The sequence below is a fragment of the Caballeronia sp. HLA56 genome, from assembly GCF_054655155.1.
Genome location: NZ_BAAHOB010000001.1, coordinates 758,661 through 784,746, shown reverse-complemented (window position 1 = coordinate 784,746; position 26,086 = coordinate 758,661). Strand labels below are relative to the sequence as shown.

The following is a 26,086-nucleotide window of genomic DNA, read 5'->3' as shown; positions in this document are numbered from 1 at the left end:
TAAAAAAGAGCCCGAGACGATCAGTCGCGAGCTCGATGACAGCGTTCATTCCAGCGCGGAAGCCGGTCCGAAAAACTCGTAGCGGCTCTGCGCATCCGGCACGCCGAGCGTCTTCAGATGCTTTTTCACCGCCTTCATGAAAGGCTTCGGCCCGAGAAAATAGGCATCGACGTCGCGAGTCACGGGCAGCCATCGCGCGAGCAGGGTTTCATCAACGAAACCCGTGCCGTGCGCTTCCTGGTCGCCATCGCGCTGCTGTTCATAGCAGTAGAAACGCTTCAGTTGCGGATGCTGCGCCGCCAGCTCATCCACCACCTCGCGAAACGCATGCACGCCGCCGTGGCGCGCCGAATGAATGAAGTGCACCGGTCGATTCGGATTGGCGACGAGCGCGGCATGCAGCATGGCAAGCGTCGGCGTGATCCCGACGCCACCGCTGATCAGCACGAGCGGCTTCTCGTTATGTTCGAGCCTGAAGTCGCCAGCGGGCGGATAAAGCTCGATGACATCGTTTTCACGTACGTTCGCATGCAGAAAACCGGACACGCGGCCGTTCGCTTTGCGCTTTACGCTGATGCGGTACTCGCGACCATTCGGCGCGGCGGACAGCGAGTAGTTGCGGCGCATTTCTTCGCCATCGATATAAACGCGCAGCCCGATGTATTGACCCGGATGAAAGTCGAGCAGGGCGCCGCCATCTTCGGGCACGAGATAGAACGACACGATCTCCTCGCTCTCCGCGACCTTGCGCGTAACCACGAATCGCCGCGTGCCGCGCCAGCCCCCCGGCGCCTTCTCGCGTTCGCTGTACATGCCTTCTTCCAAGTCGATCAAAAGATCCGCGAGTTGCCGATACGCGGCGGACCATGCCTCGATCACGGCATCGGTGGCGATTTCCTCGCCGAGCACTTCACGGATCGACCTGAGCAGGCAGCGTCCCACGATCGGATAATGTTCCGGGCGGATATCGAGCGCGACGTGCTTATTGATGATCTGCCCGACGAGTCCGCCGAGCTGTTCCAGTTGGTCGATGTGCCGCGCGTACATCAAGACGCCGTTGGCAAGGGCACGCTGCTGCGCGCCGCTCGCCTGATGCGCCTGGTTGAACATCGGACGCACTTCGGGATTCTCGTCGATGAGCATTTTGTAGAAGTGCGTGGTGAGCGCCTCGCCGCCGCTTTCCAGAAGCGGCACGGTGGCTTTGACGATGGCGCGGTGTTCGGGTGACAGCATGGTCGGAGTCCTCGTTCGAGGGCGAAGCAGGGAGCGCTTCGTCTCGCAATTTGCAATACAGGTTCCGTGCCAGAGTAGAATGGTTGTTAAATCAATTGCTTACCTTCGTATATGGTCGATTCGACTCTAGTCAGAAAGACTGCTGAAGTAGTCGCAATGACTTCGCGTGTGTTGCTCGACGCGCTCGTTCCGCTGATCGAAGACCTGTCGCACGAGATGCCGGACACCGAGCGCTACCGTCGCCTTTTGCGTACGCTGCGCGCGCTTTTTCCGGGCGACGCCGCCGCGCTCCTGCGACTCGATGGCGACATGCTCGTGCCGCTCGCGATCGACGGGTTATCTGGCGATACGCTCGGCAGGCGCTTCCGCGTCGGCGATCATCCGCGTTTTGCCCGCATCCTCGCGCGCAGCGAACCGACGCGCTTCGCCGCCAACTCCGATCTGCCCGATCCTTACGACGGCCTCGTCAAGGGCGTGGACGGTCATCTCGAAGTACACGATTGCCTCGGCTGCACGCTTTTCATCGACGAACGGCCTTGGGGTTTGCTCACACTCGACGCACTCGATCCAGCGCGCTTCGACGACATCGACATGGCTTCGCTTCAGGCGTTTCTCAGTCTCGCGGCGGCGACCGTGAGTGTGGCCGAACGCATCGATACGCTCGCGCGCACCGGCGAAGCCGAACGGCAGCGCGCGGAGTCGTATCGGCAGGCGAACGGGACGCGTCGCCGCGAGATGATCGGCAATAGCGAGCCGCACAAGCGCTTGCTGGAAGACATCGCGATCGTCGCTACAAGCGAGCTGACCGTGCTCATTACCGGTGAAACGGGCGTCGGCAAGGAACTCGTCGCGAGCGAGATTCATGCGCTCTCGTCGCGGGCCGACAAGCCGCTCGTGAGCCTCAATTGCGCGGCGCTGCCGGATACGCTCGTCGAAAGCGAACTCTTCGGGCACGTGCGCGGTGCGTTCTCGGGCGCGTCGTCGGACCGGCGCGGCAAATTCGAACTGGCCGACGGCGGCACGCTTTTTCTCGATGAAGTCGGCGAACTGCCGCTCGCCGTGCAGGCCAAGCTCTTGCGCGTGCTGCAGAACGGGCAGTTGCAGCGCATTGGGTCGGACAGCGAGCATAAGGTCGATGTGCGGCTCATCGCCGCGACCAATCGCGATCTCGTCGAGGAAGTCCGGGCGGGACGGTTTCGCGCGGATTTTTATCATCGGTTGTCGGTTTATCCGCTCGTCGTGCCGCCGTTGCGTGAGCGCGGACGCGACGTCCTGTTGCTCGCGGGCTTCTTTCTGGAGGAGAACCGCGCGCGCCTCGGCCTTCTGAGCCTGCGCCTTTCCGCCGATGCGCAAGCCGCGCTGCTTGCTTACGACTGGCCGGGAAATGTCCGCGAACTTGAGCATCTGATCGCGCGCAGCGCATTGAAGGCGCTCGCGGGCGTGCGCGAACGTCCGCGCATCCTGACGCTTACCGCCGCCGACTTCGGTCTCGCCGACACCACGCGCACCGCGTCACCGGGCGCGCCGCCGACACCTGCCGCCGGCGTCGATTTCCGCGAAGCCGTCACCGCCTACGAACGCACGATCGTCCTCGATGCGCTCGCGCGTAACGGGCAGAACTGGGCATCGACGGCGCGTGAGCTTGGCGTCGACCGGGCAAATCTCAATCGTCTCGCGCGCCGCCTCGGGCTCAAGTAAGCGCGCAAATATTTTTCTCGAAAATCTTCACGCGGACGCGCAAAGCGTTTATTGGTGAGGCTAGGCAAGACGGCATGGCGTGGTTACGCATCTCAAAATAATGCGGTTCATTGATCTGGCGCAAACAACGATCACTCGATCCGCACGCAGCAAACGCGCGGATTGAGACAATCTGCAGGCTGGGAAAAACGGTTGGGCTCTTCTAAGATCAGAAGTGCAAAAACGACGATCCGTCGATCCAACCACCCGACAATCATCAGCAGTACGAGCATTGCATTGCACTGAACAACAAGCGCCGGCGACCGCATTGACGTGCACGTCCGGCTGATCGAACACGGCAACTCGAAACGGGGGATACGTGGGAAACGTGGGATACGTGACTAAGCGCACCGCACTCCTGTTGTCCACGCTATTGGCATTCGCGAGCATGGGCGCATTCGCGGCGGAGCCGGCGCTCGAGCGCGCCCCGGACACCATGCAGGCCCGCGTCATGGGCTGCGCCGCCTGTCACGGCGCGCAGGGCGAAGGCACCGGCAACGACTACTTCCCGCGTCTTTCGGGCAAGCCCGCAGGCTATCTGTACAACCAGTTACTCGCGTTTCGGGACGGGCGCCGCAAGTATCCGCCGATGAACTATCTGCTCGCGTATCTACCGGATGCGTATCTCAGGCAGATCGCCGATTACTTCGCGGGCGAGCGTCCGCCATTCCCGCCGCCGAGCGCCGTCACGGCCGATACGAAGACGCTCGATTACGGCAAGGCGCTCGTCACGAAGGGCGATCCCGCGCGCAACGTGCCCGCATGCGTGAGTTGCCACGGCGGCGCGATGACCGGCATGGAGCCCGCCATTCCCGGCTTGCTCGGCTTGCACGCCGACTACATCAGCGCGCAACTCGGGGCATGGCGCTACGGCACGCGCACGACCATCGCGCCCGACTGCATGCGCCACGTCGCGCAGCAGTTGAGCGAGCGCGATATCACCGCCATCGCCGCGTTCCTCGCGTCGTTGCCCGCGCCGCCCGATGTGTCGCCGGTCGCGGCCGGAAGCCTCAAGATGCCGCTCGCTTGCGGCAGCGTCCACAACTAACCGAGGAACCGACGTGCTTCGATTCCGACAACTTGGGACGCTTGCCTTGGCGGTGTTCTTTGCGGCCTGCGCCGTATCGGCGGGCAACGCGTCTGCACAGACGAAGAGTGCCGATGCCGCCACGGTCCAGCGCGGCGAATACCTCGCGCGCGCGGGCGATTGCATCGCGTGCCATACGTTGCCCGCTGGCAAGACCTTCGGCGGCGGCCGTCCCATGGATACGCCGTTCGGCACGCTCTTCACGCCGAACATTTCGTCGGACAAGGAGACCGGACTCGGCAACTGGACCGCCGACGAGTTCTACCGAATGATGCACACCGGCCGCTCGAAGGACGGCTCGCTGCTCTATCCGGCCATGCCGTTCACGTCCTACACCAAGGTCACGCGCGCCGACTCCGACGCCATTTATGCGTTTCTCATGTCCACGCCGCCCGTGCATCAGCCGAACCGGCCGCATGAACTGCGCTTTCCGTTCAACCGGCGCGAACTGCTGATCGGCTGGCGCTCGCTCTTTTTCAGGGAGGCCGAATATCGGCCGGACCCGAAGCAATCGGTGGAATGGAATCGCGGCGCGTATCTCGTCGAAGGACTCGGGCATTGCTCGATGTGCCATACCGCGATCAACGCGCTCGGCGGCAATGTCGCGTCGAAGGCATTCGAAGGCGGCCTGATCCCGATTCAGAACTGGTACGCGCCCTCGCTTACGTCGAACAAGGAAGCGGGCTTGGGCGACTGGAGTATCGACGAAATCGTGGACTTGCTGCACGCGGGCGTCTCGCATCGCGGCGCGGTGTATGGACCGATGGCCGAAGTGGTCTACGACAGCCTGCAATATCTTTCCGAAGACGACGTGCGCGCGATGGCCGTCTATCTCAAGGCGTTGCCCGCGCGCTCCGGCGACAAGTCCGAGCCGCCGACCCAGGCCGTGGTCGAACAGCGCACGAATCTCTCGCCGCTCGGCAAGAAGATTTATGACGCCCAATGCGCCGAATGTCACGCGGCCCAGGGCCAGGGCAAGCCGCCCGATTTTCCGCCGCTCGCGAACAATCAGTCCATCGTCATGAACTCGGCCGTGAACCCTATCCGCATGGTGCTGAACGGCGGCTATCCACCCGGCACGTTCAAGAATCCGCGTCCATACGGCATGCCGCCGTTCGCGCAGTCGCTGTCCGACGTGGAGGTCGCGGCGGTCGTCACGTATATCCGCACCGCGTGGGGCAATCGCGGCGCGCCGGTGACGGTGAAGGAAGTCAACGAGCTGCGCTCCGCGCCGCTTTATTGAGGATCGACGACACATGAACGAAGACCCGAACGAAGACGCGCGGCTTGATGAAATAGTCAAGAGCGGCCCCGCCGGCGCGCTCGCGCTCGCGGGTATTTCCACCGCGATCGTCATCGGACTGTGGTTCGTCTTTTACTTCGCCGTGTTCTTGCCGCGCGGGGTGATTCAGTGATCGTGATTCGTCGAGGCGGCAGATAAATGGCCATTTCCCCCGGTTCGCATGAAGTCGCCGAGCGCGTCGAAAAACGCTGGGCAATGCTTGTCATGGCGATCGTCGTCGTGCTCGTCGCGATGGTGGTCTACACCGGCATCCACTGGGCAATGATGCCGCCTTCGCGCGTCGAGACCGTGCGCCCAGAATCGCTGCATGTATCGGGCGAATTCATCGAAAGCAATCTCGGCAGCGCGCCCGAGGCGGATGGCTCGGTGACGGTGCGGATCGTCGCGCAGCAGTATTCGTTCACGCCGCAATGTCTCGTGGTGCCCGCAGGCGTGCCGGTTACGTTCCGCGCGACGAGTTCGGACGTGGTGCACGGCTTTCTGATCGAGAACACCAACATCAATTCGATGCTCGAACCCGGTTACGTCTCGACCTTCAAGACGACCTTCAACCAACCTGGCGAGCACCTGATGCCATGCCACGAATACTGCGGCACCGGGCATCAGAACATGTGGGCGCATGTGAAAGTGGTGGATCGCGCCGAGTTCATGCAGATGGCCGCGCAATTGCCGGCCAATTCGCGGAGAGTGTCCTGTGTTAAATAGCAAGCGCCTCGTCCTCGCGCATTTCTGGCTGGCGTTCATCGCCTTCGGTGTCGCGCTTTTGCTCGGCGCGTGGCAGATGCTGGTGCGCAGTCCGCTGCATCCGTGGCTACAGAATCCGGAGCTGTACTACCGCTCGGTGACGGCGCACGGCTCGGCCATGGGCTACGTGTTTCCGACCCTGATCGCCATGGGCTTCGGTTATGCGGTAAGCGAACTGGCGCTGAAGCGCCCGCTCGTCGGAAAGCGTTGGGCGTGGCTCGGCTTCTGGCTCGTCGCCATAGGCTCCGTCACCGCGATGGCGCCTGTCGCCATGGGTCTTGCGTCGGTGCTCTACACCTTCTATCCGCCGATGATCGGCAACGCGTTCTATTACATCGGCGTGGTGCTGGTGGTCGTGGGCTCGTGGATCTGGGTCGCGCTGATGTCGGTGAACCTCGCGGCGTGGAAGCGCGACAATCGCGGCAAGCCGGTGCCGCTCGCCATGTTCGCGACCGTCGCGGGCGCTTATTTGTGGGGCTGGACGGCGGTGGGCGCGGCCATCGAAGTGCTGTTCATGATTCTGCCGGTGGCGCTCGGCCTCAAGCACACCATCGACGCGGGACTTGCGCGCGTGTTCTTCTCGTGGACGCTGCACGCTATCGTCTATTTCTGGCTGATGCCCGCGTATATCGCGTATTACACGATCATTCCGCGCGCCATTGGTGGGCGTCTTTACAGCGATGCGATGGCGCGCATCTCCTTCATTCTGTTTCTCGTGGTGTCGATGCCCATCGGCATTCACCATCTGTTCGCCGATCCGCAAGTCGGCTCGGGCTTCAAGTTCATGCATTCGGTGTTCACGGCGCTGGTCGCGGTGCCGACGCTCTTGACCGTGTTCACCATCTGCGCGTCGGTGGAGATCGCGGCGCGGTTGCGCGGCGGCAAGGGCGCGCTCGGGTGGATCAAGGCGCTGCCCTGGTCCAATCCCATGATGCTCGCCGTCGCCTTCTCCTTCGTGATGCTCGGCTTCGGCGGCGCGGGCGGGCTCATCAACATGAGTTATCAGCTCGACTCGACCGTGCACAACACGCAATGGGTGACGGGGCATTTTCATCTGATCTTCGCGGGCGCCATCGTCATCATGTACTTCGCGATCGCCTACGATCTGTGGCCGCATCTCACCGGCCGCGCGCTGCAAAACCTGAAGCTGATGCGCTGGCAGTTGTGGCTGTGGTTCGTCGGCATGATCGTGCTGACGTTCCCGTGGCATTACGTCGGCGTGCTCGGCATGCCGCGACGCATGGCCTTCTACGACTATACGGACCCTGCTGTCGCGGCGCAGGCCGTGTCCGTGATCGTCTCGGTGATCGGCGGGTTCATTCTCGTGGTCTCGGCGGTGCTGTTCTTCATCGTGCTCATACAGGCGCATCGCGCGCCGCGCGTGACGGTCGAGGAATTCCGCTTCAGCCGCGCGTTGCATGAGCCGCGCAGCATACCGGTGGCGTTGAACAGCTTCGCGCTGTGGCTCGTGCTGATGATCGGCCTCACGCTCGTCAACTACGGTTATCCCATCGCGCAGCTTCTCTCGCGGCCGGATACCGCCGTGCCCGCGGTTCCCATCGGAGCGCAGCGATGAGCGACGAACGCCTCTTCACCTTCAGGAACCGCTGGTTCGCGACGAGCGTGCTGGGGATGATCGGCATCGCGGTGGTGTCGGCGCTGATCGGCTTCGTGTGGCTGCCTTCGGTGCATCGCGACGAGCCGTTCACGGGCGTCTGGAACGCCATCTGCAGCGCGGCGGGCGTGCCGCGCAGCTGGTACGCGGGCGAGGGCGGAAAGACCGTCGAGCCGACCGTCACGCTCACGGGTGTCGAAGTCACGCCGCAGTTGCTCGTGAACGTCAACGCGAGCGCGGTTGGACGCGGCGCGACGCTGGCTCTGCGCTGCACGATGTGTCACGGCGAGCGCGGCATGAGCGAGGCCAATTCGCCGAATCTCGCGGGCCAGTATGCATCGGTGATCTACAAACAGTTGATCGATTTTCAGAAGGGCGCGCGCAATAACGCGGTGATGTCCCCGATGGCCGTGAATCTCTCCGATCAAGACATGCGCGATCTTGCCGCTTACTACGCGAGCTTGCCGAGGCCGCCCGCGCAGCGCAAAGTGAGCGCGTCGCTCGCGCCTTCGATCGTTTCCCACGGTGCGCCGATGCGCAACATCGCGCCCTGCGCGACGTGTCACGGCGGTATCGACAGCAAGGCGGGCAGCCCGTGGCTCGACGGCTTGCCGGCCGCTTATACGAAGGCGCAGTTGACCGCTTTTGCCAATGGCACGCGCACCAACGATATCAACGAAGTCATGCGCAACGTGGCGCGCAACATGACGCCGGACGAGATCGAAGCCGCGGCGGCTTACTATGCGCGGGAGCTGGACGCGCATTGAGCGGCAATGACAGTGTTTCAAGGCTCGCGCGTTCGTCGCTTCGAGGGATGAACACGTGTGGCTAGTACTGAGAGTCGGATCGACGAGCCGTACTGCACGATGGGCGCTGACTATCGCGGTGTTGCTTTCTCTTGGCCTGGTTTCCGCGCGAGCCAACGCTGCTTGCTCGTTTTATAACAGTAGCTTTGGAACGGCTTTGGTCGCGTTTGGCAATGTCGACGTGCCGGTAAATTCTCCGGTCGGCGCAAAGATTGCCACGAAAACGGCATCGTACGACAGTCTGGCCGGTCATCAAGGCATCGATTGCGGCGGAGTGTCGACCACGTCAACGTGGAATATGTCGGGGGCGGGAGCGTCCGGAGTCTATCCGACGAACATTCCTGGAATCGGCATACGCGTCTACATGTGGGCTTCATCGAGCTACTACACCACACCGACGTCGCCGACGCTCTTGGCGCTTTCGTATTCATACAGCTACAACGCATGTGCTGGTTGCAACTACGGAACGGGCTATCTGCAGGTTCAGGTCGATCTCGTCGTGACGGGTCCGATCTCCAACTTCGGCGTCAACGCACTTTCCTATAACGTCGCGCCGTGGGTCGTCTTTTCGGGCGGTGGAAGCTCGATCAATGCTGCCAATCTAACCGTGAGCGCGTCGCTCAACATCCCGGCATGCAGCGTCACCACGAGCTCGATTGGAGTGACCCTGCCGATGATCTCTTTCGGCAACGCCGCCAGCGGAGCCGCGAGAGGCGCAACTTCCATCGACCTTAAACTCAACTGCGCGCCGGGCGCCAAGGTGGCCATCACCCTGACGGACGCATCCAATACCGCCAATCGATCCAACGTGTTGAGTCTTCAGACCGGGTCGACTGCATCCGGCGTCGGGGTGCAGATTCTCTACGGTGGAACGGTGGTGTCCTACGGTTCCGATACCTCTTCATGGGGGAACAACAACCAGTTCTTCATTGGCACTTCGACGGGTGGCTCGATGGATGTGCCGCTATCTGTTCAGTATGTTCGTACGGCCGGAGCGCTCGTTCCCGGGACGGTGAAGGCGCTGGCCACGTTCACGATGTCTTATCAGTAGGCCATACTTGGCGAAAGGGTATTCGTTGTCGCCTGTAATGCCTTTCTGTATCGTAATTCGACGCAACGATCGGACCATGAACAACCGGACCCTGCAATGAACGATCACGCCATCCACACCACCGACGTCCTCATCGTCGGCGCAGGCCCCGTCGGGCTTTTCGCTGCCTTCGAAGCCGGCGTGCTCGGCCTTTCGTGCCAGATTGTCGACACGCTCGGGCGCATCGGCGGGCAATGCATCGAACTTTATCCCGACAAGCCGATCTACGACATTCCCGCCGTTCCGTCGTGCACCGCGCGCGAACTCGTGGATCGTCTGCTCGAACAGATTCGTCCGTTCGACGTGCCGATCCACCTCGATCAGCGCGTGATATCGGTGGCGCAACGCGAGGATCATCGCTGGACTGTCGAGACCGAGCAGGGCATGCGTTTCGATGCCGCCGCCATTCTGATCGCCGCGGGCAATGGCGCGTTCGTGCCGCAGCGCCTGCAAGTGCCGCAAGCGGACGCGCTCGAAGACAACGGCGTGCACTACAGCGTCGCGCGTCTGGCAGATTTCGCGGACCGCGAGGTCATCGTCGCGGGCGGCGGCGATTCCGCGCTCGACTGGGCGCTGGCTTTGCGCGGCGTCGCGAAGAAGCTCACGCTGGTGCATCGGCGTAACGGATTTTCGGCGGCGGCGGCATCCGTGGCGGCAATGAAGCGCGCCGTGGAGGCGGGCGAGATGGCGTTCGTCGTCGGCATGATCGATTCGCTCGACGCGCCCGGCAACACCTTGCGCGGCGTGCGTATCAAGCACGTTGACGGCACCACCGATCTCGCCGCCGACAAGCTCGTCGCGCTGTATGGCCTCGTGGCGGATCTCGGGCCTATCGCCCAATGGAACCTGGATGTGCGCGGCGGACGCATCGAAGTCGATACCTCGTATTACGAGTCGTCGCGGCCGGGCATTTTCGCGGTCGGAGATATCGCCAACTATCCGAACAAGCAGAAGCTCATCTTGTCGGGCTTTCACGAGGCATCGCTCGCATTGCGCAAGGCTTACTCGTACGCTTACCCCGACAAGAAGCGCGTGCACATTCATTCGAGTTACGACGCGAAGCTCGCACAGCGCGTGCAGTCAGGCGGCACGCACGCGGCGGAAGGGAGCTGACAGTTGCGCGTCGATCCGCTTCGACCAGGGCGCGCGTCTTGATCGGTCGATTCGTCGCGTGGCTGCTGCTGGTGGCGTGCGTCGCGGCGCTCGGCCTGGGCTATGCGGTCTATGCGCGCCGCATTAGCGTACCCGCGCAATACGATCCTTTCACGCCGCTCGATGTTCGCGCGCCACCCGACTTCTTCACCACGTTCCGACGTTGGCGCACGCTGCACGACGCCGACATGTGCCGGGCCGCGCTCGAACAATCCGGGCTCGACTATCGGCCGATGGCGGATTCATCGGCCCCCGGCGGCTGCGGACTCAAGGACGTGGTGCGCGTGACGCAATCCGCCGAAGTTCGCTACAGCTCGCCGTATCTCGCCACGTGTCCGCTCGCGCTCTCGATGGCGTTCTTCGAGCATCGATACCTGCAGAGCGCCGCCGTCGAACTCTTCGGCGAACGCGTGACGCGCATCGAGCATGTTGGCAGCTACGCGTGCCGCAACGTGAATCATCGGCAAGACGGCGCGCTGAGTCAGCATGCAAGCGCCAATGCCATCGACCTCACGGGTTTCGTGCTCGCCGACGGCAAGCGCATCACGCTCGCGCGCTGGGACGATTCTGCATCGCCCGAAGCGAGCTTCCTGCGACGCGTCCACGAAGGCGCATGCCAGTCGTTCGACACGACCCTCGGCCCCGATTACAACGCGCTCCACAAGACACACTTTCACGTCGACATGGGCCCGTATCGCATCTGCCGCTGATGCGTTCACGTCACGCGTGCTGATGCGCCGGATTACGGCAGGTCGAATGATCGTGAGGACCATCGCTCCATGCCGAGCCGAGGATGATGCTGCAGAAGTTCAGCCGCTTGTAGTTCGGGTCCTTCAGCGCGAGCACGTCTGCTTTCACGTTGCCAAACGTCGTTTCGGGCTTTTTGATGGTGCCTTGCGCGAACGCATCGATGATGCCTTCCTTGAAATTCGCTTCCCGCGGATGTGCCGCCACCACGAGCCGGCGCTGATCCGCCGTGAATTCGTCGTAAGCAAGCCCGAGCACGTCCATCTCAACGCCTGCCGTCACGAGCGCGACGACCGGCTTCTTGTACTGCGGAATGCCCGGCGTCGTGTGCAGCGCGATGGCATCCCATACTTGTTCGATCTCACCTTCGCCGATGCCGTAGCCGAGCAGGAAGTCGCGCGCCGCATTCGCGCCATCCACTTCGAAGCGGTCGTGCGCGCTGCTGTAGGCATCGACGAGTCCCATGTCATGGAACATCGCGCCGATATACAAGAGTTCCGCGTCATACTTCAGCTGCTTGCGTTCGCCCGCGAGCGCACCGAACAGGAACACGCGGCGCGAGTGGTGATAGAGCAAGTCGGGTTCCGTATCGCGCACGAGTTGCGTGGCTTCGCGCGCCATCTTGCTGTCGGGAATGCGGATGCCAGCGATGATTTCGTTCATTTCAATTACTCCTTGAAGGTTGTTTAACTGATATGGCTCGGCGAGATGGGATCGCTTGCCGGAAAAGTTTCGGCCAGCGCTTCATCGAGCAGATACTCCTGCAAGTCGGCATGCGCGCCGCGTTCGATATCGACGCGGGTGTTTGCTGATGTGTCCATTGCACTCGCCTCCGTGGCGTGAGACATTGCGTTTCGATGAGTATCAGTGTCGGCAAAACGCGCGGTCGCGACAATGAAAACGACGCGTCGAACTCTGCCAGTCGCACGCTGTCTTCTGCCATGTGTTTTCAACGAGCTAAAAACCGCCTTCGCCGATGCCCACCGTTGCCCTCGCGATCTTTCCCGGCGTGCAGGCGCTGGACGTAGCCGGCCCCGTCGATGTCTTCGCGGAAGCCAATATGTTCGTGCCCGCCGCCGATGCCTACGCAATCACGCTCGTCGGCCCCGAAGCGCTTGCGGTGCGCGCATCGAACGGCACGCGGCTGTTGGCGGACGTCTCATGGCATGAAGCGCGCGGGCGCTACGACACGGCGCTCGTCGCGGGCGGTCCGGGTCTGCCTTTCGACGAACCCGATCCCGATCTCACCGCCTGGCTCGCCGATGTCGCCGCAAAATGCGAGCGTTACGGCTCGATCTGCACGGGCGCGTTTGCGCTGGGTCATGCCGGTCTGCTCGACGGGCGCGGAGTGACCACGCACTGGCAGAATGCGCCGCGTCTGGCCGAGCGCTTTCCACAGGCGCGCGTGGAGCTGGATCGCATCTATATGCGCGATGGGCGGCTCGTGACGTCGGCCGGAGTGACGGCGGGTATCGATGTGGCGCTCGCGCTCGTCGCGGAAGATCACGGGGCGCGCGTGGCGCTTGCGGTGGCGAAGCGCCTCGTCGTGTTCGCGCAGCGGCGCGGCGGACAGTCGCAGTTCAGCCCTTATCTGAGCGCGCCTGCCGACGAGACATCGCCGGTGGCGAAAGTGCAGGGTTACGTGATGGAGCACATCGGCGAAAGGCTCGCAGTGTCGCAACTCGCAAAGGTCGCGGGCATGAGCGAGCGCAATTTCGCGCGGGCCTTCGTGCAGCTCGCGCAGATGACGCCGCACGAGTTCGTCGAGCGCGCGCGGGTCGATGCTGCGCGCAACGCGCTCGAAAGCACGGATACGCCGCTCAAGACCATGGCCTACGAATGCGGCTTCGGCACCGCGGACCGCATGCGCCTCGTGTTCATGCGGCGGCTCGGGGTATCGCCGAACGACTATCGGCTGAGCTTCAGGACACGCTTTTCAAAGTGATGGAACAGGCGTCGCCGTGCGTTCGTTAAAATTGGGATGACGAGGCGTGCCGCTGTTGCGGCTTTTCTTGCTGCGGGCACGCTGCATCGCAAACTAAATCGACAGACGGAAGATCGAATGACGACACAAGCGTCCCCCGTGCAGGACCCCTTCGAGCGGCGCGCATTGCTGCTGCATCTCGGCGATGTGCTGGAAACCGTGTTCTGCCTGAGTCAATGCGTCGATGACTATCCGAGCATCGCCGATGCGGTGCGTGGTAACGATGCGCTCGCGGACTTCACGCTGCTTGGCTTCGTCGCGGGCGACATGACGCCGCGCGAGTTCATCCGGCGCGCGTCGGGCGCGTTTTTCGTGTGGCCCAAGGCGCTGCTCGACGAGACGCTCAATCGGCCGATGCTCGCGAATACCGTGAGTCACGATCTATTCGAAGACAACGCGAAAGGCTGGGATGCGTATGTCGAGGAACGACGCCGCGAGGTGGTTTGGTTTGCCGAGGACTTGCCGGAGGTCGAGCAGAACACAGCGTCATTGGATGCAGCCGAGTCCGGCGATTCAGCGAAGACGTCGCGGTATGCGACTTGGCCGTGGCCGGATAAGGCGAAGGATGCGTCATAGCGTGCCAAGCAATGGTCGAGCGGGGCGAGGACATTGGCAGCCTGTTCGTAACGCATCGAGGCGCGCGGACCTACGAACACGCCCGCGTTCTGCGATCGTCCCAACCCCGCACGAAGCTCAGGGCTTCTTGCTCATACTGCCCGCGCCCGCATCCATCCCCAAGCCATTCGGCCGATCCGGCGCCGGTCCCTTTCCCGCCGAGGTCTTGCCCGGCGTCGTCTTGAGCGCATCGCTCGCCGATGCCGCCGCCGCGGCAGGTGGCGTCGAGCTGTGTTCCTGATAAGCCGGAGTACTGTCGTAGTGCAGCTTGTTTGGTTGCTGGGCGCTTGCCACGACTGCGATCGTGCCGCCGAGCAGTATCCCCGCCGTGCGGCTGAGTGCGCCGATTATCGGTTTCATGTATCGCCTCCCGTTGTTGTGCGCCTGATTGTAGCCAGCAAACAACGGACCCGCGAACATAGCTTGTTCTCGCGCAAAGTCCCCCGCAGGAGAGCAGACGACGGCGTCTTGCCTTGACGCGCATCAACGCCGGGCGGTGCTGCGCTCGGGACAATTCCTGTGCAGGACATCGATCCAGAACAGGGAAAACCAGCAATGAAAACAGTGAAAGCAGGCATTAGCGCCATCGTCATGGCATGCGCGGCATTGTGCGCGGGCATGGCACACGCGGCGGAAGATTCGTCGTCGAACGTTTCGATGAGCGGCATCCATGCAGGCGATGTGCTCGTGCGGTTGCGCGCCATCAGCATCGAGCCGCAAGTGAGCGCGGGCGGGGCGCTCGGCACGCTCAACACCAACGTGAACAACTCCATCGTTCCCGAACTCGACTTCACCTACATGATTCGCGACGACATCGGCGTCGAGCTGATTCTCGCGACCTCGCGGCATCAGGTGACATCGAGCATAGGCGGGCTCGGCGGCGTGGGCGTGTTGCCGCCGACCTTGCTGTTGCAATACCACTTCAATCATGCGGGACGCGTGCGGCCCTATGTCGGCGCGGGTATCAACTACACGCTCTTCTACAACGACAAACTGAAAGCGGGCGACGCCGATGTCTCCATCAAGCACAGCAGCTTTGGCCCCGCGCTTCAGGCGGGCGTCGATGTGCAGGTCGCGAAGAATCTGTTCGTCAACGCGGACGTCAAGAAGATCTGGATGCGCACGAGCGCGTCGGCGGGCGGCGTCGATCTTGGCTCGCTCAAGATCGACCCGTGGGTGTTCGGCGTTGGCGTGGGCATGAAGTTCTGAGGGAGAAACAGGCGGCGACCGACCCGTTTTATCGAAAATTGGCGGATGAAGCCGGTGCTTCTGGCGTGGAACACTTTGCCGGCACGGTATTCTTGCAGCAGGCCCGGCGCAGACGCGCGCGGTCACCTGCCGCCTGAGGCCGGCGTGACCCCGTGCGCGCTGCAACGACTAATAACACCGCATCGGGGAAACGCAAGCCAATGAGACCTTCCACTTACGCGGGATTCGCTTTGCTCGTCAGTTGTGGCGCGGCCTTCGCGCAACAACCGCTCGCCTTGCCCGGCCGCAGTCAGAGCACGGGGCAGCAGAGCGTCGACAACGCGGCCTGCTACGCCTATGCCAATCAGACGACCAAGGTCGTGATGGCGCGCGAGCCGCAGACCGCACCCAAGAACAACGCCATCGAGACGCGCACGCTCGGGGCTCCGCGCCCGGTCGAGCCGCCGTTGCCGCCGGTTGCATCGGGCGCGCTGGCCGCGTCGGCGGCGCCGGCATCGGGCGCATCCGCGACGATGGCGGGCCGGCCCGCAGGCGCTTCGGCGACGGTTGCCGCGGGCGCATCGGCGCCGATGGGCGCATCCGGAGCCGCGGTCGCTGCAGGTGCTTCGGGCGCATCGGGCGCCGTGGCGGCTTCGGGCGCATCGGATGCAAATTACGCCGAGATGAAAATGCCGCCGATGCCGCCGCCCGAGCCGCCAATGGTGCGCTACTGGCGCGCGTACGGCGAGTGCATGCAAAATCGCGGTTACTACGTTCGCTGAAGCCAAGGGCCGTCGATGAGCGCATTCGATCGAGTGCGCTCGTTGCATCGGCTAATGCAGGGCGCTTGTCGCGCTCGTGGCTATACGGCTGAAGCAGACGGTGAAAGAGTATTCAACTCTTGCGGACGCGGCCAGACAACACGGCCCAGGCAGTCTGCATCTTGCGACCTACGCTCATAACGAACGCGCCCGAGGGCCAAGCGAATAGAAGCTCCTTGCAGCGCGAAACGGAGACTTCAGATGAACGCCATGACGTCCCTTCACGAAGGCCAATGCGCGTGCGGCGCGGTGCGCCTTGCGGTTTTCGCGCGGCCGCTGCAAGTCAATCTCTGCCACTGCATGACATGCCGCCGCATTCACGGCGCGCCGTTCGGCGTCTATGCCATCTTCGAGCGCGACGCCGTGCAGATCACGGGCGATACCGTCGCGTGGCAAAGCTCGGAGACCGGGCATCGGCATCATTGCCTGACATGCGGCTCGCCTATCTATCTCGCCTTCGACGGCGTGCCGGAAATCGAAGTGCCAACCGGCATCTTCGACGAAACCGGCCTCTTTCCGCCCACTTACGAAATCTGGTGCAAAAACGCCGAGCCGTGGCACGACGCGCAGGGCAGGCCGCGCTTCGCGCGCGGCCGACAGAACTAGTTCATCAGCACTCGACGATTGCCTTCACCACGCCCGCCTTCGGGTCGAGTAGCGACGAGAAGCGCTCGGGCACGTCGGCGAGCGTGAGCCGGTGGGTGTTGAGCGCATCGGTCGGCACTTCGCCGCGACGCATGGCATCGAGCACGGTCTCGAAGTCCTCGGGCGTTGCGTTGCGGCTCGCGAGCAAGGTTGCTTCGCGCTTGTGAAACTCGGGATCGGCGAACGAGATGCGGTCCGGCACGATGGACACCAGCACGTACTTGCCGCCATGCGCGATGAATTCGAAGCCGCGTTCCATTGCGCGCGAGTTGCCCGTGGCATCGAAGACGACATCGAAGAATTCGCCGTTGGTGAGGCTCGACAACTCTTCCTTGTCGCGCTCGCCGATTTGCACGGTCGCGTCCGCCTTCAACTCGCGGCGGCAGAAGTTCAGGCGATCTTCACGCGTGTCGAGCGCGGTCACGTTTGCGCCGCGCAGACGCGCAAAGGTGATCGCCGCCATGCCGATCGGCCCCGTGCCGACGACCAGCACGCGTTGTCCCGGTTGCACATCCGCGCGGCGCACCGCATGCGCGCCGATCGCGAGGAATTCCACCATCGCGGCCTGATCGAGCGTGACGCCTTCGGCCTTGTGGACGAATTGCGCGGGGAGGTTCAGATACTCCGTGAACGCGCCGTCGCGATGCACGCCGAGCACCTGAATGTTCACGCAGCAATTGGTTTTGCCCTGGCGGCATGCAATGCACTTGCCGCACGACAGATAGGGCATGACATAGACGGTGTCGCCCGCCTTGAGTCCGCTCGATGCATCCGCCTCTTCGATCACGCCGGAGAGTTCATGCCCCATCACGCGCGGATACGACAAGAACGGCTGATTGCCGGTGAAGATATGCAGGTCGGTCCCGCACACGCCGACGCGCTTCACGCGCAGCAGCACCTCGTTGTCGCCGCGCGCGGGCTTCTCGCGCTGTTCGGCCTTGAGGGTTCCGGGGGTTTCGCAGATGACGGTCAGCATGGCGTGTCTCTTTATGTGGTTCGTGTGGGGGCGGCAGCGCATTAATTTAGCGATACGCGGCGATCTGGTCAAGCCAATTTTGATATTCGATAAAGTGGTAAGGCCGGATTGTGCGTCAGCGCGGCGGCGCGTTTCGCCTTATATTCTGAGCATCTCAATAAGGTTTCAGGACGGCACGTGCTTGCACTTCAGGATTTTGTCGAGCGGCATCCGCGGCTATTCGTGCTGTCGGGCGCGGGTATCAGCACCGAGTCGGGTATTCCCTGTTATCGCGATCGCGAGGGCCAGCGCACGGGCCGTCAGCCGATTCTGCTGAAAGAGTTTCTAGGCAACGACTACGCGCGCCGCCGTTACTGGGCGCGCAGCCTGATTGGCTGGCCGGTGGTGGCGGATGCGCAACCGAACGCGGCGCATCACGCCGTGCGGGCGCTGGCGGCGCGTTCGCGGGTGCATCGGCTGGTGACGCAGAATGTCGATGGCTTGCATACGCGTGCTGGAAATCCCGATGTCATCGAGCTGCACGGCAATCTCGGCCGCGTGCGCTGCATGGCTTGCGGCGCGGCGCTTACGCGCGTGGCGGTGCAGCGGATGCTGGAAGAAGCGAACCCGGATTTTACGAATTACACGGCGCCGTCGGTGCCGGATGGCGATGCGCAAATCGAGAATATCGACTTCGCTTCGTTCAATGTGCCGGGCTGCACGCGTTGTGGCGGCGTGCTCAAGCCGGACGTGGTGTTCTTCGGCGAGAGCGTGCCGCGCGCGCTGGTGCAGGACGCGGCAAGCTCGCTCGAAGCCGCCGACGCGATGCTCGTGCTCGGGTCATCGTTGATGGTGTATTCGGGCTATCGATTCTGCGAATGGGCGGCGAAGAGCGGCAAGCCGATTGCGGCGGTCAATATTGGCAAGACGCGCGCGGATGCATTGCTTGCGTTAAAGGTCGAGGCGCCTTGTTCGGAGACGCTCGAGGCGTTGATCGAGGGGTTGGATGGGGGGTGAGCGGGGACGCTCGATGCGTTGAACGAGCGTTCCCACGTGTCCACTCAGCCCGCTTCACCCGTCATCGAATCGATCCCCTCCAGCAACCTCTCCGCCTGCTCCATCCGCGTAAAAACCCCCGGCGTCACACGCACGACATCGCTTGCATCCGGAATCGGCCGCGCGACCGTGAACACGCCAAACCTGTCCTTCAACGTCTTCACGATGACATCGCTCGCCAGTCCTTCTATGCGAAACGCAGTGATACCCGCCGTCATCGATGCATCCGCTGGCGTCATGACCCGCACGCCCGGCAGCGCGCGCGCCGGTTCGGCCCAGGCGTCGCGCAAGGCCCGCAGACGCGCTTCCTTCGAGCGCGCGCCAATGCGCTGATGCAACTCCAGCGCCGCCGGCAACGTGAGCCAAGCCGCGAAGTTCGGCGAACCCGTGTGCACGCGCGAACGGATATCGTCGGCGGGCCAGGTCGTATCGCCGAGATAGCAACTAATTGAACCGAGACGCTCTTTCTTGATGTAGATCGCCCCGCAACCGAGCGGCGCGCCAATCCACTTGTGCAGATTCAACGCGACAAACGGCGCGTCGAGCGTCGGCACGTCGAAGTCGAGCATGCCCCAGGAATGCGCGGCATCGACGATCACGTCTGCGCCCGCAGCTTTCGCGAGCGCCGCGATCTCGCGAACCGGCGGCACCAGCCCCGTCGCAAAACAGACATGCGACAGCAGCACGAGCTTCGTGCGCGGATGCGCTTTCAACGCCGACGTGTAAGCGTCGAGCACGGCCTCGCGCGTGGCAGGCTCGGGCATCGTCATGCGCACCGGCTCGACGCCGCGCCGTTCGCGCAGCCATTCCATCGCATCGCGTCCGCACGGGTAGTCGAGGTTGCTGTAGAGCACGGTATCGCCCGGTTCGAGGCCGTTATAGCCGCTGATGAGCGCAAGCAGCGCCTCGGTCGCGTTGCGCGTGAGCTCGATTTCATCGGCGGAACAGCCCATGGCGCCAGCAAGACGCTGACGCAGGCCATCGTGGATCGTCATCCAGTGCGGACGCACGAGCAGCGTGGTTTCGCGGTTCAGGCGATCGATCCAGTAATGGAACATCGACTTCACCGGCTCGGCCATGGCGCCCCAGTAGCCGTTTTCCAGATTGATCAGGTCGTCGGACTGTCTATACAGCCCGCGCACCGCGTCCCACCAGTTTTTGGCATGAGCGATGTTCGTGGCAGGCGCGAGGGGTAACGCGGCCAGGGCGGCGTTGAATTCAGGCGTGCGGAAGTCGAGATGTTCGGTCATCGGTCTTTTGATCGCGTGAGGAGCATCAAGTATCGCCGATGAAGTATCGATTGGACAAAGTTACCGCCGTTGCGACGAAGGTATGGACAAAATGCCGACTAATCGTATTTCCGCCCCTTCAGACTTCGCAACCGCCCGCCGTAATAGTTCCTAGAGCGCCAAGCCCCGGATGAGGGCAAACGTTCGCTTGTACGCCGCGCAAGGCGCACGAGTCGAACATACGACGCCGAAACAGTTCCACGAACTGACTGAGAGAACCTTCAAATGAACTTTAGAAACATCACGATCAAGAACAAACTGGTCGCCGGCTTCGGCATTCTTGCCGTCCTCGTGGTGCTCGTCGCAGGCATGTCGCTGCGCTCGCTTTCCCAGGCGACCGACGGCTTCGCGAACTACGTCAACGGCATCAACGCGCGCGCCGATGTGGCCAGTCAGTTGCGCACCGCGGTCGATCGCCGCGCCATTGCCGCACGCAATCTCGTGCTCGTCAGCAAGCCCGCCGATCTCGAATTGGAAAAAGCCCAGGTCACGCGCGCTCACGAAGACGTGCAGGCGCGCCTGAAACAACTCAAGGACATGATCGCCTCGGCGAGCGACACGAGCGAGAAGGCCCGTGGCCTTGTCGCCGAAATGGCGCGCGTGGAAGGCTTGTACGGCCCGGTGGCGACGGATATCGTCGGCCTCGCGCTCGCCGGCAAGCACGACCAGGCGATCTCCAAGATGGACGACGAATGCCGTCCGCTGCTCGCCCAACTGGTCAAGGCCACCGACGACTACGCGAGCTACACGGCCACGCGTCGCGAAGAGATCGTGCGTGATTTCGAAGCTCAGTACGAGATGCAGCGCAACGTGCTGATCGCGCTGTGCTCGTTCGCCACGCTGTTCGCGGTGGCCGCGGGCTTTGCGATCACGCGTTCGATCACCCGGCCTATCGAGGACGCAGTCGAGATCGCGCAAACCGTGGCGCGTGGCGACTTGCGCAGCACGATCATCGCCGATTCGAAGGACGAGACTGGCGACTTGCTGCGTGCGCTTGCCGAGATGAACGAACGCCTGACCGAAACCGTGAGCCGTGTGCGCGACAGCAGCGGCGCGGTGGGCGGCGCCGCCAAGGAGCTGGCCACAGGCAATACGGACCTGAGCCAGCGCACCGAAGAGCAGGCGGCGTCGTTGCAGGAAACGGCGGCGAGCATGGAGCAATTGACGTCCACGGTGCGCCAGAATGCCGACAACGCGCATCAGGCGAGTTCGCTCGCGTCGAATGCCTCGAATGTCGCGCGAAAGGGCAGCGATGTGGTCGGTCGCGTGGTCGACACCATGCACGGCATCAGCAACAGCTCGTCGAAGATCGCGGAGATCACGGGCATCATCGAAGGCATCGCTTTCCAGACCAACATTCTGGCGCTCAACGCGGCCGTTGAAGCGGCGCGCGCGGGTGAACAGGGACGCGGCTTTGCGGTCGTGGCAAGCGAAGTGCGCAGCCTCGCGCAGCGCTCGTCGTCGGCGGCGAAGGAGATCAAGGAACTGATCGCCGATTCCGTCGAAAAGGTGAAGGACGGCTCGGCACTCGCGAGCGAAGCCGGTACGACCATGACCGAAGTGACACAGGCCGTGGCTCAGGTGACCGACATCATGTCGGAGATCGCGGCGGCATCGGCGGAGCAGGGACGCGGCATCGAGCAGGTGAATCAGGCCATCACGCAGATGGACGAGGTCACGCAACAGAACGCGGCGCTCGTCGAGGAAGCCGCGGCCGCATCGCAGGCGCTGGAAGAGCAGGGCCGTCGTCTGAACGAAGTCATGGCGTTCTTCGTGGTCGAAGGCGGTGGTGTTGCGCCCCGGTCGTATGCGCCTGCCGCGCCCGTGGCGCGTACTGCCGCGCGCGTTGCCGCACCCGCGCGTACGCGGCGTGCCGCGCCCGTGGCGACCGCTGCGGCGACGCATGGCGACGAGTGGAGTTCGTTCTGACCGATCGCGCGCAGTAGCGCGTTGAAGCTGCGTCGGACCGATGCCGTGCGTAGCGGCGTCGAACGAACGCCGCCACGGCTTTGAAGCGTGCTTACTTCGATACGACGAACTCGCAAGCGGCCTGCAGCGGCGCAAACCTCACGCCGCTGCCTGCCAAGCATCAATGATGTTCGAACTCCGCACGCGGCTTCGGCGTTGCCTTGACCTTGGTGTACTGGAATTCGGGCAGGGCCTTGATCGCGTCCTTCGTCGCGCCGGGCAGCACGAGCTTGCCGCCCTGGAAATCGAGTTGTTCGACCGGAATGGCGACGTCGTGATGCGAGACGCCGAGGAACTGGTTTGCCGCGATGATCGCGAACGAAACCGAACGGTCCGGCGCCACGATGATGTCGTGGATCACGCCGACCTTCGCGCCCTGTTCATTGAAGACGGGCTTGTTGAGAATCGACTTCCTGACGCTCCAGCCGTCGATGATGGCGGTCGATACCTCGACCGATACGCCGAGCGTCTGTGCGCCCGCAACTTGCGCGTAGGACGCGGTGGAAGTCAGGCCAATGGCCGATGCGGCGAAGAGCAATGCCACGAGTTTCGAGTTCATCTTCCAATCCTCAAAAGATTTGGCAAATCAGTTCTTGGGAATTGCGCGAATCTAGCGCGGTAGAAGTGTGAACGTTTATTGCGAATTTTGCAGGGAACGTGCTCATACGCACGGCGTGCACCCGCTTGGGGCGCACGCCGTGACGCGGAAATCGAAGAAAATTCAGTGTGAAATGCGTTTCAGCGCTTCCGCTTTGTGCACGGCATGCTTGCCGCTCTTGTCGCTTTCCACCTCGTAGTGCGGATCGGACTTCGATGCATTGACCGTATGGCCATCGACTGTCGTGCGTTCGTGGATCGCTTTCACGACATGGCCCGTGGTCTCGCCCTGCGGCGTATTCCAGCTAACGTGATCGTGCAGCTTGAGGGATTGAGTCATCGCGTCTCTCCATCGTTGAAGTGCCAACGAAAGCGCAACGGCCATGCCCACGCGCGGCTACTTCAAGCGGGCGAGCGTCCCTTCATTCTCGTGGCCATCGAAAAAGCGTTGCAGCGCGTCGTTAAAGATCGCGGGATCGGGCGCGGTGCGCGCGAAGAGCGTCATCGACGAATGAAACTTCACGTCGTCCGGATACCCAAAAATTTGCTCGACGCTCGAATTCTTCACGCCGTTGACGATGCGCGTCAATTCGACGAGCCGCGCGCCGAGCACAGGATGCGCGATATAGGCTTCGGCTTCCGCGCGGGACTGGATGGCGTAATGCCGCGCCATGTGGCTATGGCCGAGACCTGCGATTTGCGGGAACACGAACCACATCCAGTGCGTGCGCTTGCGGCCGGCGGACAACTCGGCGCGCACGTCGTCGATGACGGCTTCTTGTGCATCGACGAAGCGTTGAAGATCGAAGGTATCGCTCATGGCATGTCCTGGCTCTCTAGTCACGCGACGGCATCCGCGATGCGCTTTCGCAGCGCCGCATCCGGATAATCGCCAATGCCCGCGCGCACGTTGTCGATCATGTACTCGCGCCGTCCGGTGCCCGGAATCACGCAAGTGACGGCAGGGTTTCCCAACACGAATTTGAGCAGAAGCTGTGCCCAACTCGTGCAGCCCAAATCGGCCGCGAACGCGGGCAGCGGTTTTGCGCGAAGCGAGGCGAGCAGCGAGCCGCCGCCGAACGGCTGATTGACGAGCACAGCGACGCCGCGCTCGGCGGCAAGCGGCAGCAGCCGTTCCTCGGCGTCGCGGTCGTTGGCCGCGTAGTTGATTTGCACGAAGTCCACACGCTCGGATCGCAGCACCGCTTCGACCTGCCCGAACGCGCTCGACGTGTAATGCGTGACGCCGATATAGCGCACGCGCCCGGCCGCTTTCCAATCGCGCAGCGTGGCGAGTTGCGTGCGCCAGTCGAGCAGATTGTGGATCTGCATGAGGTCGATGCGCGGCGTTTTGAAAAGGCGCATCGACTGTTCCATTTGCGCGATGCCCGCCTCGCGTCCATCGGTCCACACCTTGGTGGCGATGAACGCCTTGTCGCGTGCGTGCAATTCGGCGAGCAGGTCGCCCGCGACGGCTTCGGACGAGCCATACATGGGCGATGAATCGATCACCGAGCCGCCCGCCGCGAACAGCACGCGCAGCACTTCGGCGAGTTCGCGACGGCGGGCGGCGTCGTCGCCGACGTCGAATGTGCGCCACGTGCCGCAGCCGATTACAGGCAGCGCTTCGTTGCTCGATGGAATCGGGCGCTTGTGCATGGGCGTCGACTGCGAGGGCGCGATCTGCGCGACGAGCGGGTTTGTCGCTCCGGCGAGCGCCGCCGTGGCCGCGACACGCAGGAACCGTCGGCGATCCGGTGAACGGCCGTTCATGGCAGAGAAGAACCATGACGCCGTGCATGGTTCGAGTTAGGCAAAGGCATCATCGATCAGGCTCCTGGCGAAGACATGCAAGAACAGACGCAATGTCTGGTGCAACCCGCGTCTCGCAGCAGGATAACCCGATACCGAAACGAACGATGCCGGCGCTACTTCTTCTTAAGCCCGTCGAGACAGACTCGGAAACGGTTACCATAACCGGCGCGTTTGTTTCACGTACGTGCTCGCCTGATCGATACGCTTGCGTCTATGCTCGGAAGTCGTACCCGGCAACGAAAGCTCGATCCGACATTTTTTTGCAGCTAAGGCGAACCGTGCAATTAGCATGTGCGCCCGAGCGCCGGCATTCGCGGCTTCGCTCTTCGCACCTTGCAAAACAAAAATGAGTCTCCCAGACGCCCAGAACTTACCGCTCAACATAGACAGCGTGCGCGCCTTGCGCGTGGCCGGGCGCGCCGTCGAAGCGCAGGCCATGATCACTCGACTCGCCGCCTTGCCCGATCCGGGCATATGGATCGGACAACTCGGCATCGACTTGAACTATCTCGGCATGCGCGAGCTTGCGGAACGTTGTCTCAGGATAGCGCTTACGCATGACATGTCTCCCTTAGTGCGCTACCAGCTCACCGAAGAACTCGCGATGGTGCTTTACTCGAGCGGCAAGTATCACGAAGCGCATGCACTGCATCGCATCAACCGCGATGTCGGACGCGGAGAGTCGCTTCTCCACGTGCTCTTTAGCGGTGACATGCCGTGGATCGACCTGGCGCGTCCCAAGCTGCTCGGCATAGACGAACCCGTTGCCGGCAAGTCGATTTTGATCTCCATCGAAGGCGGCTTCGGCGATTTCGTGCTCTATTCGCGCTACGTCGATGCCTTGCTGCGGGAAGGCGCACGAGAGTTGGTCATCGAAGTCTTCGACGAGTGGCGCGATGTCGTCCGCCCGCGCGAAGGCGTGCGTCTTGTCATCCCGACGGCCGAGCAACGTGCGCACGAGATGCAGCATTGCGACCGCATTACGTACGTGTTCAATCTCTTCGCGCGCTATCAGCATTCGCCATATTTTCCGATGGAGAATCCCGGCGGCATGATCGCATGCAATCCCAATCGCGGCTTGCCACATGAAGCGCTTGCATCGATGCAACGCGAACCGAAGCGGATGAAGGTCGGTATCGGCTGGCGCAGCGCCAGCAACGTGCGCCATGAGCCGTACCGGTCGATGCAACTCCAACAACTGGCCGCGTTGTTCGCCAATCCCGATTGCCGCTTCTACTCGCTTCAGGTCGGCGCGCTGACCGATGACGAACGTGCGTTGATGCAGGCGCACGATGTCATCGACATGGCGCCGTATCTCGCGGCTTTCGGCGATACGGCATACGTGCTCGACGAACTCGATTTGTTCATCACCATCGACTCGGGGCCCGCGCATCTTGCAGGCGCGTTGAATCGTCCCGTATGGGTGCTGCTTGCAAACGCGTGCGATTGCCGCTGGTATGACTGTCAGCGCTTCACGCCCTGGTATCCGTCTATGCGGCTTTATCGTCAGACGCAACTCGGCGACTGGTCGCATCCGCTCGACGAATTGCAGGCCGATCTGGCGCAGCTCGCTGCACGCTGACGCCGCTCGACCCCGGCGCGCTTCATGTACGATTGACGCAGCTCCCACATGCGCCCG

The 26,086-nt window shown here is 62.8% G+C and carries 28 protein-coding genes; 18 read left to right on the top strand and 10 right to left on the bottom strand.

Going from position 1 to position 26,086, the window contains the following annotated elements:
• Positions 1–45 precede the first annotated feature (45 nt).
• Positions 46–1,233, bottom strand: coding sequence for an NO-inducible flavohemoprotein (hmpA, locus tag ACYQ47_RS03670; protein ID WP_459904491.1), 1,188 nt, complete (start codon positions 1,231–1,233; stop codon positions 46–48).
• Positions 1,234–1,344: 111 nt separating this feature from the next.
• Between hmpA and norR the strand changes: the two genes are divergently transcribed.
• The 10 genes from norR (at position 1,345) to ACYQ47_RS03620 (ending at position 11,477) form a co-directional block, all read left to right on the top strand.
• Positions 1,345–2,931: a nitric oxide reductase transcriptional regulator NorR gene (gene norR, locus ACYQ47_RS03665; protein ID WP_244829594.1), complete on the top strand. Its 1,587-nt coding sequence runs from the start codon at positions 1,345–1,347 to the stop codon at positions 2,929–2,931.
• A 427-nt stretch (positions 2,932–3,358) separates the two neighbouring features.
• Positions 3,359–4,018 carry a c-type cytochrome gene (locus ACYQ47_RS03660; protein ID WP_250493649.1) on the top strand — a complete coding sequence of 220 codons (660 nt, stop codon included), beginning with the start codon at positions 3,359–3,361 and terminating at the stop codon, positions 4,016–4,018.
• A gap of 13 nt (positions 4,019–4,031) precedes the next feature.
• Complete coding sequence (locus ACYQ47_RS03655; protein WP_250526748.1) at positions 4,032–5,300, top strand: c-type cytochrome; 1,269 nt, start codon at positions 4,032–4,034, stop codon at positions 5,298–5,300.
• A gap of 13 nt (positions 5,301–5,313) precedes the next feature.
• On the top strand, positions 5,314–5,472 hold the full coding sequence (locus ACYQ47_RS03650; protein ID WP_250493447.1) for a hypothetical protein: 159 nt from the start codon (positions 5,314–5,316) through the stop codon (positions 5,470–5,472).
• A gap of 26 nt (positions 5,473–5,498) precedes the next feature.
• Positions 5,499–6,065 carry a cupredoxin domain-containing protein gene (locus ACYQ47_RS03645; RefSeq protein WP_244829597.1) on the top strand — a complete coding sequence of 189 codons (567 nt, stop codon included), beginning with the start codon at positions 5,499–5,501 and terminating at the stop codon, positions 6,063–6,065.
• On the top strand, positions 6,055–7,680 hold the full coding sequence (locus ACYQ47_RS03640) for a b(o/a)3-type cytochrome-c oxidase subunit 1 (RefSeq protein WP_459904490.1): 1,626 nt from the start codon (positions 6,055–6,057) through the stop codon (positions 7,678–7,680). Before ACYQ47_RS03645 ends, ACYQ47_RS03640 begins: the two co-directional genes overlap by 11 nt.
• The gene (locus ACYQ47_RS03635) at positions 7,677–8,486 is read left to right on the top strand and encodes a c-type cytochrome (protein ID WP_244829599.1); all 810 of its coding nucleotides are present in this window, start codon (positions 7,677–7,679) and stop codon (positions 8,484–8,486) included. The genes ACYQ47_RS03640 and ACYQ47_RS03635 overlap by 4 nt, the downstream gene beginning before the upstream one ends.
• A 55-nt stretch (positions 8,487–8,541) precedes the next feature.
• Positions 8,542–9,576, top strand: coding sequence for a fimbrial protein (locus ACYQ47_RS03630; RefSeq protein WP_459904489.1), 1,035 nt, complete (start codon positions 8,542–8,544; stop codon positions 9,574–9,576).
• Between the two features lie 96 nt (positions 9,577–9,672).
• On the top strand, positions 9,673–10,728 hold the full coding sequence (locus ACYQ47_RS03625) for an NAD(P)/FAD-dependent oxidoreductase (protein ID WP_459904487.1): 1,056 nt from the start codon (positions 9,673–9,675) through the stop codon (positions 10,726–10,728).
• 38 nt (positions 10,729–10,766) lie between these two features.
• On the top strand, positions 10,767–11,477 hold the full coding sequence (locus tag ACYQ47_RS03620; protein WP_459904486.1) for an extensin-like domain-containing protein: 711 nt from the start codon (positions 10,767–10,769) through the stop codon (positions 11,475–11,477).
• Positions 11,478–11,487: 10 nt separating this feature from the next.
• Here ACYQ47_RS03620 and ACYQ47_RS03615 read toward each other — a convergent pair whose 3' ends face one another.
• Positions 11,488–12,177 (bottom strand): HD domain-containing protein, encoded by a 690-nt coding sequence (locus ACYQ47_RS03615; protein WP_250467140.1) that lies wholly within the window; start codon positions 12,175–12,177, stop codon positions 11,488–11,490.
• Between the two features lie 23 nt (positions 12,178–12,200).
• Positions 12,201–12,335: a hypothetical protein gene (locus tag ACYQ47_RS03610; protein WP_309960272.1), complete on the bottom strand. Its 135-nt coding sequence runs from the start codon at positions 12,333–12,335 to the stop codon at positions 12,201–12,203.
• 155 nt (positions 12,336–12,490) lie between these two features.
• Here ACYQ47_RS03610 and ACYQ47_RS03605 point away from each other — a divergent pair, with 155 nt between their 5' ends.
• Complete coding sequence (locus ACYQ47_RS03605; RefSeq protein ID WP_459904485.1) at positions 12,491–13,459, top strand: GlxA family transcriptional regulator; 969 nt, start codon at positions 12,491–12,493, stop codon at positions 13,457–13,459.
• A gap of 117 nt (positions 13,460–13,576) precedes the next feature.
• On the top strand, positions 13,577–14,074 hold the full coding sequence (locus ACYQ47_RS03600) for a hypothetical protein (protein WP_459904484.1): 498 nt from the start codon (positions 13,577–13,579) through the stop codon (positions 14,072–14,074).
• Between the two features lie 117 nt (positions 14,075–14,191).
• Here ACYQ47_RS03600 and ACYQ47_RS03595 read toward each other — a convergent pair whose 3' ends face one another.
• Positions 14,192–14,473: a hypothetical protein gene (locus ACYQ47_RS03595; RefSeq protein WP_244829605.1), complete on the bottom strand. Its 282-nt coding sequence runs from the start codon at positions 14,471–14,473 to the stop codon at positions 14,192–14,194.
• A 231-nt stretch (positions 14,474–14,704) separates the two neighbouring features.
• Between ACYQ47_RS03595 and ACYQ47_RS03590 the strand changes: the two genes are divergently transcribed.
• The 3 genes from ACYQ47_RS03590 to ACYQ47_RS03580 all read left to right on the top strand — a co-directional run bounded on the left by ACYQ47_RS03590 (position 14,705) and on the right by ACYQ47_RS03580 (position 16,728).
• Positions 14,705–15,322 carry an OmpW/AlkL family protein gene (locus tag ACYQ47_RS03590; RefSeq protein WP_250526914.1) on the top strand — a complete coding sequence of 206 codons (618 nt, stop codon included), beginning with the start codon at positions 14,705–14,707 and terminating at the stop codon, positions 15,320–15,322.
• 200 nt (positions 15,323–15,522) lie between these two features.
• Positions 15,523–16,083: a hypothetical protein gene (locus ACYQ47_RS03585; protein WP_244829606.1), complete on the top strand. Its 561-nt coding sequence runs from the start codon at positions 15,523–15,525 to the stop codon at positions 16,081–16,083.
• A gap of 240 nt (positions 16,084–16,323) precedes the next feature.
• Positions 16,324–16,728, top strand: a complete 405-nt coding sequence (locus ACYQ47_RS03580; RefSeq protein WP_250467132.1) for a GFA family protein — start codon at positions 16,324–16,326, stop codon at positions 16,726–16,728.
• Between the two features lie 4 nt (positions 16,729–16,732).
• Here ACYQ47_RS03580 and ACYQ47_RS03575 read toward each other — a convergent pair whose 3' ends face one another.
• On the bottom strand, positions 16,733–17,743 hold the full coding sequence (locus ACYQ47_RS03575) for a zinc-binding alcohol dehydrogenase family protein (RefSeq protein ID WP_250467130.1): 1,011 nt from the start codon (positions 17,741–17,743) through the stop codon (positions 16,733–16,735).
• A 108-nt stretch (positions 17,744–17,851) separates the two neighbouring features.
• Between ACYQ47_RS03575 and ACYQ47_RS03570 the strand changes: the two genes are divergently transcribed.
• Positions 17,852–18,739: an NAD-dependent protein deacetylase gene (locus tag ACYQ47_RS03570; RefSeq protein ID WP_284503350.1), complete on the top strand. Its 888-nt coding sequence runs from the start codon at positions 17,852–17,854 to the stop codon at positions 18,737–18,739.
• Positions 18,740–18,783: 44 nt separating this feature from the next.
• On the opposite strand, the gene ACYQ47_RS03565 is transcribed toward ACYQ47_RS03570, so the two are convergent.
• Positions 18,784–20,028, bottom strand: coding sequence for an aminotransferase class V-fold PLP-dependent enzyme (locus ACYQ47_RS03565; protein ID WP_459904483.1), 1,245 nt, complete (start codon positions 20,026–20,028; stop codon positions 18,784–18,786).
• A 264-nt stretch (positions 20,029–20,292) separates the two neighbouring features.
• On the opposite strand from ACYQ47_RS03565, the gene ACYQ47_RS03560 reads away from it, so the two are divergent.
• A complete protein-coding gene (locus ACYQ47_RS03560) occupies positions 20,293–21,996 on the top strand; it encodes a methyl-accepting chemotaxis protein (RefSeq protein ID WP_459904481.1) in 1,704 nt (567 codons plus the stop codon).
• Between the two features lie 160 nt (positions 21,997–22,156).
• On the opposite strand, the gene ACYQ47_RS03555 is transcribed toward ACYQ47_RS03560, so the two are convergent.
• The 4 genes from ACYQ47_RS03555 to ACYQ47_RS03540 all read right to left on the bottom strand — a co-directional run bounded on the left by ACYQ47_RS03555 (position 22,157) and on the right by ACYQ47_RS03540 (position 24,405).
• A complete protein-coding gene (locus ACYQ47_RS03555) occupies positions 22,157–22,594 on the bottom strand; it encodes a PRC-barrel domain-containing protein (RefSeq protein WP_244829612.1) in 438 nt (145 codons plus the stop codon).
• 162 nt (positions 22,595–22,756) lie between these two features.
• A complete protein-coding gene (locus ACYQ47_RS03550; protein ID WP_459904480.1) occupies positions 22,757–22,972 on the bottom strand; it encodes a hypervirulence associated TUDOR domain-containing protein in 216 nt (71 codons plus the stop codon).
• 57 nt (positions 22,973–23,029) lie between these two features.
• Positions 23,030–23,452, bottom strand: a complete 423-nt coding sequence (locus tag ACYQ47_RS03545) for a DUF1810 domain-containing protein (protein WP_459904479.1) — start codon at positions 23,450–23,452, stop codon at positions 23,030–23,032.
• Between the two features lie 20 nt (positions 23,453–23,472).
• Complete coding sequence (locus ACYQ47_RS03540) at positions 23,473–24,405, bottom strand: aldo/keto reductase (RefSeq protein WP_459904478.1); 933 nt, start codon at positions 24,403–24,405, stop codon at positions 23,473–23,475.
• A 388-nt stretch (positions 24,406–24,793) separates the two neighbouring features.
• Here ACYQ47_RS03540 and ACYQ47_RS03535 point away from each other — a divergent pair, with 388 nt between their 5' ends.
• Positions 24,794–26,029 carry a glycosyltransferase family 9 protein gene (locus ACYQ47_RS03535; protein ID WP_459904477.1) on the top strand — a complete coding sequence of 412 codons (1,236 nt, stop codon included), beginning with the start codon at positions 24,794–24,796 and terminating at the stop codon, positions 26,027–26,029.
• Positions 26,030–26,086 lie beyond the last annotated feature (57 nt).

Bases quoted from the DNA above. Each gene is read 5' to 3' on its own strand.
- hmpA (WP_459904491.1), bottom strand. From the start codon at position 1,233: ATGCTGTCACCCGAACACCGCGCCATCGTCAAAGCCACCGTGCCGCTT.
- norR (WP_244829594.1), top strand. From the start codon at position 1,345: ATGGTCGATTCGACTCTAGTCAGAAAGACTGCTGAAGTAGTCGCAATG.
- ACYQ47_RS03660 (WP_250493649.1), top strand. From the start codon at position 3,359: ATGGGCGCATTCGCGGCGGAGCCGGCGCTCGAGCGCGCCCCGGACACC.
- ACYQ47_RS03650 (WP_250493447.1), top strand. From the start codon at position 5,314: ATGAACGAAGACCCGAACGAAGACGCGCGGCTTGATGAAATAGTCAAG.
- ACYQ47_RS03645 (WP_244829597.1), top strand. From the start codon at position 5,499: ATGGCCATTTCCCCCGGTTCGCATGAAGTCGCCGAGCGCGTCGAAAAA.
- ACYQ47_RS03635 (WP_244829599.1), top strand. From the start codon at position 7,677: ATGAGCGACGAACGCCTCTTCACCTTCAGGAACCGCTGGTTCGCGACG.
- ACYQ47_RS03625 (WP_459904487.1), top strand. From the start codon at position 9,673: ATGAACGATCACGCCATCCACACCACCGACGTCCTCATCGTCGGCGCA.
- ACYQ47_RS03615 (WP_250467140.1), bottom strand. From the start codon at position 12,177: ATGAACGAAATCATCGCTGGCATCCGCATTCCCGACAGCAAGATGGCG.
- ACYQ47_RS03610 (WP_309960272.1), bottom strand. From the start codon at position 12,335: ATGGACACATCAGCAAACACCCGCGTCGATATCGAACGCGGCGCGCAT.
- ACYQ47_RS03605 (WP_459904485.1), top strand. From the start codon at position 12,491: ATGCCCACCGTTGCCCTCGCGATCTTTCCCGGCGTGCAGGCGCTGGAC.
- ACYQ47_RS03600 (WP_459904484.1), top strand. From the start codon at position 13,577: ATGACGACACAAGCGTCCCCCGTGCAGGACCCCTTCGAGCGGCGCGCA.
- ACYQ47_RS03595 (WP_244829605.1), bottom strand. From the start codon at position 14,473: ATGAAACCGATAATCGGCGCACTCAGCCGCACGGCGGGGATACTGCTC.
- ACYQ47_RS03590 (WP_250526914.1), top strand. From the start codon at position 14,705: ATGGCATGCGCGGCATTGTGCGCGGGCATGGCACACGCGGCGGAAGAT.
- ACYQ47_RS03585 (WP_244829606.1), top strand. From the start codon at position 15,523: ATGAGACCTTCCACTTACGCGGGATTCGCTTTGCTCGTCAGTTGTGGC.
- ACYQ47_RS03580 (WP_250467132.1), top strand. From the start codon at position 16,324: ATGAACGCCATGACGTCCCTTCACGAAGGCCAATGCGCGTGCGGCGCG.
- ACYQ47_RS03575 (WP_250467130.1), bottom strand. From the start codon at position 17,743: ATGCTGACCGTCATCTGCGAAACCCCCGGAACCCTCAAGGCCGAACAG.
- ACYQ47_RS03565 (WP_459904483.1), bottom strand. From the start codon at position 20,028: ATGACCGAACATCTCGACTTCCGCACGCCTGAATTCAACGCCGCCCTG.
- ACYQ47_RS03560 (WP_459904481.1), top strand. From the start codon at position 20,293: ATGAACTTTAGAAACATCACGATCAAGAACAAACTGGTCGCCGGCTTC.
- ACYQ47_RS03555 (WP_244829612.1), bottom strand. From the start codon at position 22,594: ATGAACTCGAAACTCGTGGCATTGCTCTTCGCCGCATCGGCCATTGGC.
- ACYQ47_RS03550 (WP_459904480.1), bottom strand. From the start codon at position 22,972: ATGACTCAATCCCTCAAGCTGCACGATCACGTTAGCTGGAATACGCCG.
- ACYQ47_RS03545 (WP_459904479.1), bottom strand. From the start codon at position 23,452: ATGAGCGATACCTTCGATCTTCAACGCTTCGTCGATGCACAAGAAGCC.
- ACYQ47_RS03540 (WP_459904478.1), bottom strand. From the start codon at position 24,405: ATGAACGGCCGTTCACCGGATCGCCGACGGTTCCTGCGTGTCGCGGCC.
- ACYQ47_RS03535 (WP_459904477.1), top strand. From the start codon at position 24,794: ATGAGTCTCCCAGACGCCCAGAACTTACCGCTCAACATAGACAGCGTG.